Genomic DNA, 13,864 nt, shown 5'->3' on the forward strand with positions numbered 1-13,864 from the left:
GTCGAATCTTGTAATATAATAAGCGTGAACGAATTCACATACAAACATATACCCCTTTGTTTGAACGTGAAAATTTCTCCCATCCCCTTTAATATTTTTATAAGCCGTAAAGAAAAAGACCTGGTGTTTACACCGGGTCTTTTTCTTTTGCTATCCATTTCCAATAACGCTCGCACTTCACTTCAATCATTTGTACTTTTCGTTTTAGTTGTAATTTCTTTAGTTCACGCTCTATTTCTTGTTGAGGGCAGTCATATATAAATGAGATTTCCTTTGAAGAAATAAATTGTGTTGCTTCTAGTAATACTTCTAAAGGAGGTAATGGTTCTGGCTCAATCTCGCACTTTATAAGTTCTTTTAATAACTGTACGTATACATCATAGGAATAAATTCCCGCGATTTTAATACCTTCCTCATCTGAATTTGCATGAAAAAATAGGAGGGAAGGTATTTCTGTAATATGCATCTCATTTGTGAATTTTAGGTCGCATTGGAAAGCTTTTTTTGCGCTAACTGAGTGTAGGTCTTTTTTAAATTCCTCTACATCAATGCCACTATCTTTAGCGCATGTAAGCAATAATTCACAGTCAGGGTTTGATACATTTTCAAGAAGAATGTATTCTTGGAGTTTTCGCAAAAATTTCGAACCTGCTTTTCGGCCTTGCAATTCCGCCGCCTTAATTGCCATCGAAACTAAATATGGTGTTGACGATGCCTCTTGCATATGTACTTTTCCATCACATGAAAAACCTTGTAAACTTGTTGTTTTTTCCCACACAAATCGAATATTAGCAGGTTTATTCCATTTGTGTGAGGAAGCGTTTGCTCCGTCCACTTTTCCTGTTACGATATGACGAATAGAGAAGTATTTCCCATACTCAAGCCATAGTTTAATAATAAATGGCTCGATATCCCAGCAATCTTTACAAAGTGGATCAATAAATAAATATGCTTCTACAGATTTATGCTCGCATGTGGAAGAAGAAGGCATATTTATATGCTTTGCTTCCTGCTTATCCATTACACTTCACCTGTTTCATTTGGAGTATTGACCATATGTTGAGCAGTTAATGCTAAACGTTCAAAAACAAACTCTCTTATATGACCGTGCACTCCTGTATCATCCATTGCTTGCTCCATACATGACAGCCAAGCTTCTGCGCGTTTTGGAGTAATCTCAAACGGAAGATGGCGTGCTCTTAGCATAGGATGCCCATGTTCTTCAGTGTATAAATTAGGACCACCTAAATATTGCGTTAAAAATTGTTTCTGCTTCCTAGCAGTTTCTGTTAAATCATCCGGGAAGATCGGAGATAAGTCAGGGTGTTCACTGACATAGGAATAAAATGTATCCACTAATGTTGCAATGCATTGTTCACCGCCAATTGCTTCAAATGGTGTCATCGGTTGCTTGCTCATCCTTTATAAACTCCTTTTTCCATGAAATGTATATCTATTGTAGCAATGGAATGTTATGAAGAGCAACTAAACAGCCTTCATAACATTCTTTGCTTATTCTATATGTTGCTAATAAATCTTTTGCTTTTCAAAAAGGTGAAATGTAGCCGGAAGTACAGCTCTTCTTCACTGATGGAAATTTTACTTTAGCGCTCTTCGTTTTGTTTGGCAAGGAAAAAGCGTTTTACTTTGTTGTTTGTATGACGAACTGGTACGTTATGTTGCTTTAATAACCTTATAAATGCTGCTTTACCGGTCTTTTCATCTTGCACTTCGTATTCAATTTCATAATCATCGTGATTGTAATAGAAACTATGATCAAAGACAAGCGTTCCGCCTTCAAATAATATTTCAGCTCTTTCTGTTGTTAAACTACCCATATAAGTTAAAGAGGAAACGGGAATTTGTAATTTGTGTAGCTGATCCATTACAGTTCCTTGAATGATTGTGTTTGTTTCCATCATAAGTTGTGCTTCTTTTTCTGTTACAGACTGATGAGTTTCTAATAAACCAATTTCAGCAGGTTGTTTTAATGTTAATGTATAAGTTCCATCTTTATGACGAATACGAAGTGCAGAGCCCGTATCTTTTAAAGAGAAGTGAGGCGTTTCAAAGTAGTGATTTACTTGTTTTGTAAATGCTTCAATAGAAAAAGATTTGCATAATGTTTGGAATTCTTCCTCTGTAACCATATTTTTAAATTCAATTTCAATTTCTTGTGTCATTGTATGCGCTCCTTTTGAAAAATAATTCTTTCCACATTATCGCTTTTTCGCAAATTTGGTTCAATGTTTTATTTGTTTGCGTCCATGTTATGATACAATAATACTGTTAAGTAAGACAGGAAGTTGAGATGGAGGAGTTCGAGTATGCAAAATAAAATTCAAGTTAAGAGCGTAGAAACGAGAGAGAATGCGCTTATTTTTTGTGCGGAAAATACTGAAATAGAGGTAAAGGAGTTAAGTGCGCGTAATCACGTACTTGTAGACTCAGACAATTTATCATTTTTATATATCTTAGAAAATGAATCATCTTTCATTTATGTAAGTATTCCGCATACATGCTGGGAAGCAATGCATGAAGCGATGAATAAAGATACAGCGATGTTTATTCGCGTGAATGATGTTGAAATAGAATTAGAAGGATTAAAAGAAGAAGTAGAATATTTAGTTGAAAATATTGAAGGTAATGCAAATTACGGAGAAGAACTAGTAACTGCTGTAGAAAAAGTGTTTCTATAAGCAAATGGATTGATTTTGGTGGTGGTTGAAATGAATCGTAATTGGGAAGAATTTTTAGCACCGTATCACCAAGCGGTGGCGGAGCTGAAAGTGAAACTAAAAGGAATGCGTACTCAATTTGCAATGTTAACGGAGCATTCTCCAATTGAGTTTGTAACAGGAAGGGTAAAGTCGGTTGCAAGTATTATTGATAAAGCGGAGAAGAGAAATGTACCGCTAGACCGAATTAGAGAAGATATGCAGGACATCGCGGGCCTTCGAATGATGTGTCAATTCGTAGATGAGATTAAGCCTGTTGTAGAATATCTTCGAAAACGAAATGATTTTGACATTGTAGAAGAACGTGATTATGTAACGCAAAAGAAAGATAGCGGCTATCGCTCTTACCACGTTGTCATTAGTTATCCTGTTCAAACGATACAGGGGGAGAAAAAAGTGTTAGTTGAAATTCAAATTCGCACGTTAGCAATGAATTTTTGGGCAACGATTGAGCATTCTTTAAATTACAAATATAGTGGACGTTTTCCTGAAGATATTAAAATACGCTTACAACGTGCAGCGGAAGCGGCGTTTTTATTAGATGAAGAAATGTCTTCCATTCGTCTTGAAATTCAAGAAGCGCAAAAGGTCTTTTCACGAAAGCAGGAAACGAAAGATTCTGAATCATAAACTAAAGGGTGTTGGGCGATGAAATTTACAATTATGTCAAAGGGAGATCAATCATCAGATACACTAGCAAGTACGATGAAAGAATACTTGTTAGATTTTGGGTTTACAATGGATGAAAAGGAACCTGATATTGTAATTTCTGTTGGGGGAGATGGAACGCTTTTATATGCATTCCATCGTTACTATAACCGATTAGATGAAACCGCATTTGTTGGTGTACATACAGGGCATTTAGGTTTCTATGCAGATTGGTTACCGACGGAAGTAGAGAAGTTGGTGATTGCAATCGCTAAAACACCGTTCCAAGTGGTTGAATATCCACTTTTAGAAGTGATTATTCGCTATGTGAATGGTAGTAAAGAGTCGCAGTATTTGGCGATGAATGAAGCGACTGTAAAAAGTGCAGAAGGTACATTAGTAACAGAAGTGGAAATACGCGGAGAGTATTTCGAAACGTTTCGCGGAGATGGTCTTTGTATTTCTACTCCTTCAGGAAGTACCGCTTATAATAAGGCGCTTGGCGGAGCAATTATTCACCCTTCTATTGAAGCGATTCAAATTGCAGAAATGGCATCTATCAACAATCGTGTATTTCGTACGGTAGGTTCACCGCTCGTACTGCCGAAGCATCATACATGCGTTTTAAAGCCGGCTGCAGGAATGAACATGCAAATTACGGTGGATCATTTGACGATGGTTCATCAAGATGTGAAATCAATTCAGTATCGCGTTGCAAACGAGAAAGTACGATTTGTTCGTTTCCGTCCGTTCCCATTCTGGAAACGTGTTCGTGACTCGTTTGTTGCAGATAAATAGAGAGGGTTTATATATTTGAACAGATTTACATTGAAATGGGATATAGGGCTGGCTGAAGAGGGAACTTTAGTTAGAGAATTTTTGAAAACAAAAGGGATTTCGAAAGCTGCTTTAACGGATATAAAGTTCCGCGGGGGAGCAATTGAAGTAAACGGTCAACACACAAGTGTTCGTCACAAGTTACAAGCTGGTGAAGAGTTACAAATCTTTTTTCCAGTGGAGGAAAGAAGTGAAGGGATGGAAGTGGAAGAGATCCCTTTATGTATCGTATATGAAGATGATGCGGTTCTTGTTATAAATAAAGAAGCAAATATGTCGACGATTCCGTCTAGGGAGCACCCGTCAGGAAGTATTGCAAACGCTCTTTTATATCATTATGATAAACAAAATCTTGCAAGTACGGTGCACATTGTGACGAGGTTAGACCGTGATACTTCAGGGCTTATGTTAATTGCGAAAAATAGATTCGTTCACCACCTTTTATCGAAGCAGCATCAACAAAAAGGGGTGAAACGAACGTATGAGGCAATCGTTCATGGGACTATTTTAGAAGAAGTAGGAACGATTGACGCGCCAATCGGACGAAAATCGGATAGTATTATCGAGCGAACTGTCTGTGAAGATGGTCAAAGAGCTGTTACTCATTTTAGAGTGATGGAGAGTTCTTCCGATAAGACGCATGTAGCGCTTGAGCTCGAGACGGGAAGAACACATCAAATTCGTGTACATATGGCATATATAGGACATCCGCTACTTGGGGATGATCTATACGGTGGCCGAAGAGATGTGATAAAACGTCAAGCGCTGCATAGTACATCTTTGACGTTTTATCATCCTATTTTAGAAAAGGGAATGACTTTTACCGTAAGTATCCCAGAGGATATGCAATACGCTTTACATAACAATTAAAAGGGAACAAAATTCTTATCATAAAAAGAATTTTGTTCCCTTTTTTTAGCGAAATAATATTAAAATTTGATTTTCACCAGTACGTTTTATAACGAAAAAGCCACTTTCAGCTTTTGTGGCAATGCCGTCATCATTTGGACGACAATATCCGTGTGTTTCGCAAGTGCCGTCATCACGTACTAACATTTGTCCAATTAATCCGACAGGAAGCCACTCAGTACGGTCTCTTCTTGATATATACTTACAAGCTGGATCCCATTCTATATTTAAAAGGGGTTGTATTTCTTGTTTGTTAGTACGTGTATATTGACGTTTTCCGAAGCTGTCTGTTTCATAGCGTTTTTGCCAACTTAAGGCACCGCTATTTCCTATGAGAGCAGGAGTAGCGCTGGATATGCCTAATATGAATGTATCATTTGAAGTAGCTTTTCGAATTTTTTCTTCGCTACTAAATGTAATGAAATAGCCGATATCAATAGGGCTATGATCTGCTGCCTCAAACATTTGTGCAAAATCAGTACCACCTGCATTGTAAGAAGCACCATCGATATACATTTCTCCGTTATGGGCAAGCCATTTGGCACCTATATTATAATCAGTGTCATTTGTCCCATTTGCGATAAACCAGGAATAAGCTTCTTCTGCTGTACCAAATTTCCCCATAATATGGCTGCCTGCAAAATTAGCTGTTGATGTATGATTTCCTTCCGCATGAGATGAGAATCCGTTAGCGATAGTTGCGGTTCCTTCTGCATGTGCTGCTTCTCCCAAAGCAATTGCATGTTTTCCTTCTGCATGAGAATAAGAGCCGCCTGCTGTCGTTTCACTTCCTTCGCTATGCGAACTATGTCCAGTTGCCTTTGTTTTTGTCCCTTCTGCATGAGAAAAGGGACCCGTTGCATGTGTAAGAAGCCCTTCTGCATGTGAAGCGATTCCATCAGCTTTAGAGTGAAGTCCTTCTTTATATGCGTGACGAGCTCCTTTGTTATTTTCTTTTTTTATAGGTGTAGGTACAGGAGCCTGAATAGGGGCGGATCCATCTATTTGTACATCGTTGCCCGAGATTAATGCTTCTTTTATTTTTTTTACTTGATTTATAATAGTAGCTGGAATTTCTGGTTGTACTTTTTCCTTTATTGCTGCAGGAATGTTTTCTTCTATATTTTCTTGTATCTTTTCCGAATTAAGCACAGGTTCATCATTATTAGAAGCGAGCTTCTTTTTTTGTTTTGCTTTTATTTTCCTGCTATCTATAATTCGCCTCATAACAGCATTTTCTAAAGAGATATATTTTTCTCTCGGTTTGCTTTTTTTTGATGACTCTTGTTCTTCTATTTCTTCTATAGCTGCAGCTCGAATACTGCACCAGTTGTTAATTCCATACATGGGATGGTATAAAGGGTGGAATTTTCTTTTTTGTTTAGAAGATTTTTTCTTCATTCCGTCACCTCCTGCGACAGTATATGCCGTGCAATTAAAAAAAGATGCACTTTATTGCATCTTTTTTTAATTGCTTTATCTAGTTTTAGTGTGGAATATGTCTAGAAAACACCATGATCCTCTGCAAATCGTGAATTGTATTAAGTAGAGGTATTTATCCCGATAGGTGCGGGCTAATAATCAGTGGGGGATGAACAAAACCCCCACTGATTAAAGTTTCACTTTATGAAATTGGGCGGAACTTTTCAGGGACAAAAGGTAGGGAAGAAGGGACAGAAACGGTCTCCAACTCAGGGTAACGTAGTCCAGTTAGTTTACCACCAAATACAGCACCAGTATCAATATTGACTGTATGATTCACAAAGCGAGGTTCATTGACAGGTGTATGTCCATAAACAATCCATGTTTCACCCTTATACTCTTTCGCCCAATCTCGGCGGACAGGTGAGCCGTCAGGGTGTTTTTCGCCTGTAATATCACCATATAGTACAAAGGTTTGTACTTTTTTATCTTGTCTTCCTATGTAATCTTGCCGAATACCAGCGTGACAGACGGTTAATTTTTTTTCATCCAGTATGTGATATAGCGGTGATTGTTCGTAAAGAGTAATGAATTTTTCTTTTATTATTTGTTGCTTATTAGAAGGCAATGCTTCATATTCTGCAACAGTTGTTTCGAGCCCATGAGCGATTGTAACATTACGTCCAAGGAAGAAACGATACAGTTTATTACAGTGATTCCCTGGAGCATAGTAAGCATCTTTTCTATTTATTACGAGCTCCCATACAATTTCAATCATCCGTAATGAATGAGGACCTCGGTCTGTAATATCACCAACGAATGCAAGCCTTCGTTTTGCGTTATGAATTGGGATACCACTATCCCAGCTATACCCTAGTTTCGTTGTTAAATCTTGAAACTCTTGGAAGCATCCGTGAATATCACCTATAATGTCATATTTCATATTTAAACCTCCAGCTCATTTTTTCATTAGTATATCTAAAATGGACATAGAAAAAAACCATACCGTTTTTCGATATGGTTCATTTAAACATAAAGATTTTAGTTCTTGAGCGTACGTTTAAAATAAATCCAATAGCAACCATATATGTGAGCAGTGAACTCCCGCCGTAGCTCATAAGCGGTAACGTTATTCCTGTAATAGGGAGTAAACCAATTGTCATCCCAATATTTTGGAATACTTGGAACGTAAACATTCCAATTGTGCCAGCGCAAATATAACTACCGAAAGGTTCATTGCTTTCTAAAGCGATATGGATCATTCGGTAAATGAGTAAGAAAAAAAATGAAATAATAACACTTGCTCCTAAAAAACCGAATTGTTCAGCGATATTTGTAAAAATAAAATCTGTATGTGGCTCTGGAAAATATACTTGTCTATTTTCCCATCCTTTTCCTTGCATCTCTCCTGATCCAGTAGCTAAAAATGCTTGTCTTAATTGGTATCCTTGTGCGTCATATTCATAAGGTGCAAGCCAACCATAGAAGCGATTTAATTGATATTCTTTTAGAATGTGCTCTTTAAAGAACTCTGTATGTGTGAAATAAATATATGTTAAGGTAGAGCCTATGGCAAAAATACCGGAGGTTAATCCGAGGATAAAGCGCCAACGTATACCAGAAACTAAAACCATTGTTGCAAGCATCGCTGAAATGACCATTGTGTTTCCTAAATCAGGTTCTTTTGCGATTAGAAGTAGTGGAGGTAAACTAGCTGCAAATATTTTTAAAAGTAAAATGAAATCTTCACGAGTTGTCCGAAAAAGGTATTTTTCATTATGATTCGCTATAATTCGTCCAACGACGATAATCAAAAATAATTTCATAATTTCAGAAGGCTGAAAGTTTCCGATGCCTGGAAGTCTGTACCACGCGGTAGCCCCTTTAATTGTAACGGCGCCAGGAACTTGAAGTTCTAGGCCAATTAGAAGTATGAGTGCAAAGCTATATAAATACCAAGCAATTTGTTTATAGCGATCGAAATCAATAACCATAATAACACCAATGGCGATAAATCCAATGGCATACCATTGGATTTGTTTTAATACAAAATTTACGTTTTGTAAAAATGGTGGTAAAGAAGCTTGTGCACTTGCGATAGCAAAGCAGCTAACAATCCCAATGGCAAATAAAATGAATATTAATATGTAGTCTATTTGATATTGAGTGTTCGGATCTTTCACTGTATGAATTCCTTTCTACTGCTCTCTATATTAGTGGGTTTTAGTTGGTGCATCACATAGTTTAAAAAGAATGTATGAACTATACGCATTATTCACGTAAAGCTCACACATTTTATTTTCGCAGAATAGACTAATGATGTAGCTCTTTTATAATTATGTCCAAACAATGGGAAAGACGTACATGTGTATCTGGAATGAGGTTTGGTAGCTGGCTATAATATTCTAAGGAATTTTTACACCATTTATAAGCGCTAATTAGACCTAGTCTATAATCTGTATTATCTTGTAAAAATCCGTATTCTTTTGAAGTTATAACGAGGTGCGTAAAATCCTCAGATCCTTCAAGGAGCTTGCTGTGTATTTGTTGCCCAGTATGGTAGCGAAATTGGCTTAAAGGTTCGGATATGTATACTGCGTTTCCTTTAGAAAGTAAGGAAATCCATGATGCCATATCGACACTACAAGAATAGTGCCTTCCTTTTAGCGTGCCGAAAGGTTCAGTGAGTAACTGTTTTCTAAACAGAATAGTTGTAGGCTCACCGATAATGTTATGTCCACCTTTTAACATCCAGTCGCCTAAAAATATTCCGTTTAATTGAATGTCTTCGCTATATAATCTTTGTGTTGGATGAGCATCTCCAATTAAATTCCCGTGATCATCAATACGTACTCGATAAGAAGTTATAAGAGCGAGATTTTTATTTGTGTCTTGCTCAAAATAAGCCATCATTTTTTGTATTTTATGATTATAAAACACATCATCGTCCATTAAAAAATTTATATACTCCCCATTAGATTTCTCTAAGAGCATAAGATCGTTATGAAATTGTCCTAAAGTAGTGGTATTTCGAATGTATGTTATGTTTTTATAATTAGGTAAATACTGTTCATTTATTAAGATTTCTGTTTCATCATTTGTACTATCGTCTCCTATAATAATTTCAATGTTTGGATAAGTTTGTGCTAATGCACTTTCTAGAGCAATTTTGAAATAATGTGGTCGATTATAAGTGGGAATAAGGATGGAAACGAGAGGTGGCTTTTTTTCATTATTCATACGAAACTACCTTTCAGAAGCTTTTTTTGTAAGAACGATATCTTGATAACTTGTATACTCATTTCTGCCGCACCATAAACCATAATGCGGTTTATTAATTACCTCTAAGCCATATTTATTTAATAAGATGCGGATATCTTCTTCAGGATAGGCAACTGCAAAATTAGGAATATCTTTATTCACAACATAACAATTTTCAATTTGATGATAAAAACCTAATGTACTTAGCCCTGAATTTAAGTAATAGGATGATTCAGGGTTAATGAGAAAGAAGGTAATAAAACATCTCCCATCTTTTTTTAGAACACGTACAATCTCAGATACGTAATGTTCTAATTCTTTCGGAAGGAGATGGGTAAATACAGAAGTTAAAAAAACAAAATCGAATGAATCGTCTTCATATGGAAATTTGTATTGAGAAGCATCTTCTTTTCCTTCTGGGTTGTAGAATTGATTATATATATCAACGTGTTCAAAATGAAAATTGCTACGGGCAGCTGAAATATTATTTTTGCACCATGTAATGCCATCTTTAAATAAATCAAATCCATAATAAGCTCCATCATCACCTAAGTAATTCATTAATGGAACCGCCATTCGACCGACACCACAACCTACATCTAACACTGTTTCATTGGATTTTAAACTACCAATTTGAATAAAATGCTTTATGAATTCTTTTCCAACCTTTTGAAAGTCGCCACCTACATATTGGACGAGTTCGGGAGGTGGGATTAATGCGATTTTTTTTTCAAGCTCGCTCATAATTTCACTCCTTCCTTGTAGTAAATAGGGAACCAACATTTTTAATATGCAGCTAACATTTTATAGTGGGAGGGGAAACGATATTAGAACTGTTGTGATATGTAAAAAGCTCCCTAGAACAACTGGAAATAGTAATGGGAGCTTTTGTTTTTATTTATCATGCTATTGGCGAAGGCTAATAATTAGTGTGAGATGGAGAAACCCTAACTGAATAAAGTTTCGCCCTATTCTTTTCGCCAATAAACCCCGAATACATCAATTTTAGTAATAGGAGCTTTTAAGTTTCTTTGATTTCTAAAGTCTGTCACAGCCTCAGCACATGGTGGTAGCCCATAGTCATCGATAATTATATAGCCGCCCTTAGAAACTTTATCGTATAAGTTTACGAGACCATCCATCGTTGATTCATACATATCACCGTCAAGGCGAGCAATCGCAATTTTTTCTATCGGTGCTGACGGTAAAGTATCTTTAAACCAACCTTTTAAAAACTTTACCTGGTCATTTAATAAATCGTATTTTCTAAAGTTTTCTTGTACTTGTTCTAAAGAAACACGTAAATAATCAAAGCTGTGTAAGTAATCGCCGAAATCTCTCGGGTATTGTTCTATATTTGGTGTTGGGAGGCCCTCAAATGAATCGGCAACCCATACATTGCGATCAGTAATGTTGTTTGCTTGTAAAAAACCATTCATAAAAATGCACGATCCCCCGCGCCACACACCTGTTTCAATAAAATCACCTTCTATATTTTCACGGACAACTGTTTCTAATGCTTCATGTAATTGATTCATGCGTTCCCGGCCGATCATACTGTGTGCTGCTCTTGGCCAATCCATTCCGTCTTGACGTTCGCTTTTTAAAACATTAGGTTTAATAATTTTTAAATTATGATTTTCTGCATATTGTTTAATAAATAAAGGGAGTGGAACTGTAACGGGTTCGTATGGAAGTTCCTTAGATATATGTAACGAAGCAGGTAAATACGGCTCATACTCTAGCCATATTTCAAACAGAATTGTTTTCTTTAACAACTCGAGATAAAGCCGGACAGCAGATTTGTTTTCCATATAGGTGCCTCCTGCGAAATGTCATACAACAATATGATTATGTAGACAGTGAAAGTTTCATGATTGAATTCATAATTGAAAAAGCAGTAAAACTAATATCAGTTTTACTGCTAAGGAAAAAATTAAGCGATTTTTTCAATGATAATTGATGCACTCGTACCAAGAGCTAACGATAATCCAAGTCCTGTAACAACCGCTTCAACCATCGATGGAGTTATTGTAATTTGTGTAATTGCTTGGATAACGATAGGTGCTCCAAGTGAGATTAAACTTGTTCCAGAGCCAGGAATATTAACACCATTCACTTGAATTGAAAGGCCACCTAATACACTTACTAATGCAGTATATGCGATAACAGTAATCTTATAGAATCCAGTTTCACTTATGATGAAAGTATCAGCATCTAATTGAGAAATTGCTGTACCAAACTGAGATCCAACAGTGTTAAATGGTACTGGGTCATTAAATCCAAGAGATATGCTAATTGCAGCAGAGTTAAATGCGTACAATCCTGCCGGAAGTCCTAATCCAGATGGTCCAGTCGGCCCGGTTGGTCCAGTAGCACCAGTCGGCCCAGTAGCACCAGTGGATCCAGTAGCACCAGCTGATCCAGTGGCACCAGTCGGCCCAGTGGCACCACCTGTACCACCTGTACCAGCTGGCCCAGTCGGTCCGGTCGGTCCGGTCGGTCCAGTCGGCCCAGTGGCACCACCTGTACCACCTGTACCAGCTGGCCCAGTCGGTCCGGTCGGTCCAGTCGGCCCAGTCGGCCCAGTGGCACCAGTGGCACCTGTACCAGTCGGTCCGGTCGGCCCAGTTGGTCCAGTCGGCCCGGTAGGAAGGGTAAACGGCGGTATTGGCGGTAAAGTCGGTCCTACAAGATTAGGATCAAATGCACTAGCTGATAAGGATTCATCGGGATTTAAGCCATCTGAATAATTATTATTTGACATAAATTCACCTCCATAAAGCTTTCATTATATAGTAGATGCAAAACCGTAAGAAAATGACACGGACATTTGAATTATTGAAAAGAAATCTTAAATAGCTTGAACAAGTTAAAAAAATGGAAAGTTTATTGTATGTATAACATATGATTGAGTTGGAAGAGGGTGATTATGTTGAACAAGCAAGGAATTACAATTAGTCTATGTATGATTGTTCGAGATGAGGAAAATACAATAGATCGATGTTTGGACGCGGTAGAAAAAATTGTTGATGAAATTATTGTAGTTGATACAGGATCCACTGATCGAACGAAGGAAATTGTAGCAAAATACACTTCTAACATACACGATTTTCCGTGGGTTGATGATTTTGCGGCAGCTAGAAATTTTGCTTTTTCAAAAGCAACGCAAGAATATATATTATGGCTAGATGCGGATGATGTTTTATTAGAGGATGCTCAAGAATTACTGAAAACATTAAAACGAGAGTTAGATGGTAAAGTTGACGCTGTTTCTATGCCTTATTATCTTGTAATGGATTCTAATGGGAAACCTTTATATTGCACAAGAAGATATCGACTTGTAAAGCGTGAAAAACAATTTCAATGGTTTGGAAAGGTACATGAGTATTTAGCTGTTTCTGGTGAGATTTACAATAGTAATGTCGCTATTACACATAAAAAGGAAAAAGAAGTAACGAATCGTAATTTAAAAATTTTTCAAAATGCTGTAGCAGCTGGAGAAGAATTAAGCCCGAGAGATTTATTTTATTACGGTAATGAATCTATGGATAATCAAAAATATGACGATGCGATTCTTCTGTATGAAACATTTCTTAATCAAGAGGAAGGCTGGCATGAAGAGAAAATTTATGCATGTGGTAAGTTAGGGGATTGTTATGCGAAGTTAGGAGACTGGGAGAAGGCAGTTGAATCTTGTACGAAGTCGTTTCGTTATGGTATTCCTAGGGGAGAGAATTGTACAAGAATAGGATATGTATATATGGAACAACAAAAGTATAATGAAGCGATATTTTGGTTTAAGCTAGCAACTGAAGTGCCGCTAGCAGAGGATAGTCCTTTTCACAGTCCGGCTAGTTATACGTGGATTCCATATTTGCAAATGTGTATTTGTTATAGCAGATTAGGAGATCAAGATAAAGCTTATTATTATAATGAATTAGCAGCTTCTTATGTTCCGAATAATGCTGCGATTGAATATAACCGTAAATATTTTAGAGGCGTCTATGATAAACAATATAAAATGTGATTTGTTCTATTTTTAGGAA

General features: G+C 37.0%; 15 protein-coding genes. 5 read left to right on the forward strand and 10 right to left on the reverse strand.

The features are described 5' to 3' along the window. Positions 1 to 127: 127 nt before the first annotated feature. From MR155_RS11690 to MR155_RS11700, 3 genes are all read right to left on the reverse strand, one after another. A complete protein-coding gene (locus tag MR155_RS11690) occupies positions 128 to 1,021 on the reverse strand; it encodes a ClpXP adapter SpxH family protein (protein ID WP_242309843.1) in 894 nt (297 codons plus the stop codon). Continuing rightward, positions 1,021 to 1,419, reverse strand: a complete 399-nt coding sequence (locus MR155_RS11695) for a globin domain-containing protein (protein WP_000043388.1) — start codon at positions 1,417 to 1,419, stop codon at positions 1,021 to 1,023. The genes MR155_RS11690 and MR155_RS11695 overlap by 1 nt, the downstream gene beginning before the upstream one ends. Before the next feature lie 185 nt (positions 1,420 to 1,604). Further along, positions 1,605 to 2,183 carry a CYTH domain-containing protein gene (locus MR155_RS11700; protein WP_002064261.1) on the reverse strand — a complete coding sequence of 193 codons (579 nt, stop codon included), beginning with the start codon at positions 2,181 to 2,183 and terminating at the stop codon, positions 1,605 to 1,607. 144 nt (positions 2,184 to 2,327) lie between these two features. Here MR155_RS11700 and MR155_RS11705 point away from each other — a divergent pair, with 144 nt between their 5' ends. Genes MR155_RS11705 through MR155_RS11720 form a run of 4 tightly spaced genes read left to right on the forward strand, consistent with a single transcriptional unit; the run spans position 2,328 to position 5,093 of the window. Beyond that, positions 2,328 to 2,699, forward strand: a complete 372-nt coding sequence (locus MR155_RS11705) for a UPF0738 family protein (RefSeq protein WP_002011362.1) — start codon at positions 2,328 to 2,330, stop codon at positions 2,697 to 2,699. Between the two features lie 30 nt (positions 2,700 to 2,729). Further along, positions 2,730 to 3,368 (forward strand): GTP diphosphokinase, encoded by a 639-nt coding sequence (yjbM, locus tag MR155_RS11710; RefSeq protein ID WP_002125951.1) that lies wholly within the window; start codon positions 2,730 to 2,732, stop codon positions 3,366 to 3,368. An 18-nt stretch (positions 3,369 to 3,386) separates the two neighbouring features. Continuing rightward, positions 3,387 to 4,184: an NAD kinase gene (locus MR155_RS11715; RefSeq protein WP_002011365.1), complete on the forward strand. Its 798-nt coding sequence runs from the start codon at positions 3,387 to 3,389 to the stop codon at positions 4,182 to 4,184. A 15-nt stretch (positions 4,185 to 4,199) separates the two neighbouring features. Then, positions 4,200 to 5,093, forward strand: a complete 894-nt coding sequence (locus tag MR155_RS11720) for an RluA family pseudouridine synthase (protein WP_219301718.1) — start codon at positions 4,200 to 4,202, stop codon at positions 5,091 to 5,093. A 45-nt stretch (positions 5,094 to 5,138) separates the two neighbouring features. On the opposite strand, the gene MR155_RS11725 is transcribed toward MR155_RS11720, so the two are convergent. The 7 genes from MR155_RS11725 to MR155_RS11755 all read right to left on the reverse strand — a co-directional run bounded on the left by MR155_RS11725 (position 5,139) and on the right by MR155_RS11755 (position 12,582). Next, a complete protein-coding gene (locus MR155_RS11725) occupies positions 5,139 to 6,533 on the reverse strand; it encodes a peptidase G2 autoproteolytic cleavage domain-containing protein (protein ID WP_242309845.1) in 1,395 nt (464 codons plus the stop codon). Between the two features lie 223 nt (positions 6,534 to 6,756). Then, a complete protein-coding gene (gene prpE, locus MR155_RS11730) occupies positions 6,757 to 7,497 on the reverse strand; it encodes a bis(5'-nucleosyl)-tetraphosphatase PrpE (RefSeq protein WP_016093071.1) in 741 nt (246 codons plus the stop codon). Positions 7,498 to 7,576: 79 nt separating this feature from the next. Beyond that, positions 7,577 to 8,737 (reverse strand): FtsW/RodA/SpoVE family cell cycle protein, encoded by a 1,161-nt coding sequence (locus tag MR155_RS11735; protein ID WP_002030401.1) that lies wholly within the window; start codon positions 8,735 to 8,737, stop codon positions 7,577 to 7,579. A gap of 130 nt (positions 8,738 to 8,867) precedes the next feature. Next, complete coding sequence (locus MR155_RS11740; protein ID WP_002134977.1) at positions 8,868 to 9,794, reverse strand: glycosyltransferase family 2 protein; 927 nt, start codon at positions 9,792 to 9,794, stop codon at positions 8,868 to 8,870. Positions 9,795 to 9,800: 6 nt separating this feature from the next. Continuing rightward, positions 9,801 to 10,559, reverse strand: coding sequence for a class I SAM-dependent methyltransferase (locus tag MR155_RS11745; RefSeq protein WP_002134979.1), 759 nt, complete (start codon positions 10,557 to 10,559; stop codon positions 9,801 to 9,803). A gap of 224 nt (positions 10,560 to 10,783) precedes the next feature. After that, a complete protein-coding gene (locus MR155_RS11750) occupies positions 10,784 to 11,629 on the reverse strand; it encodes a TylF/MycF family methyltransferase (RefSeq protein WP_113937689.1) in 846 nt (281 codons plus the stop codon). 122 nt (positions 11,630 to 11,751) lie between these two features. After that, positions 11,752 to 12,582, reverse strand: coding sequence for a BclA C-terminal domain-containing protein (locus tag MR155_RS11755; RefSeq protein WP_242309848.1), 831 nt, complete (start codon positions 12,580 to 12,582; stop codon positions 11,752 to 11,754). A 165-nt stretch (positions 12,583 to 12,747) separates the two neighbouring features. Here MR155_RS11755 and MR155_RS11760 point away from each other — a divergent pair, with 165 nt between their 5' ends. Further along, positions 12,748 to 13,845: a glycosyltransferase gene (locus MR155_RS11760; RefSeq protein ID WP_219301722.1), complete on the forward strand. Its 1,098-nt coding sequence runs from the start codon at positions 12,748 to 12,750 to the stop codon at positions 13,843 to 13,845. The last annotated feature ends 19 nt before the right edge of the window (positions 13,846 to 13,864 follow it).

Source organism: Bacillus cereus group sp. BfR-BA-01331 (assembly GCF_022663915.1).
Classification (GTDB): Bacteria; Bacillota; Bacilli; order Bacillales; family Bacillaceae_G; genus Bacillus_A; species Bacillus_A mycoides.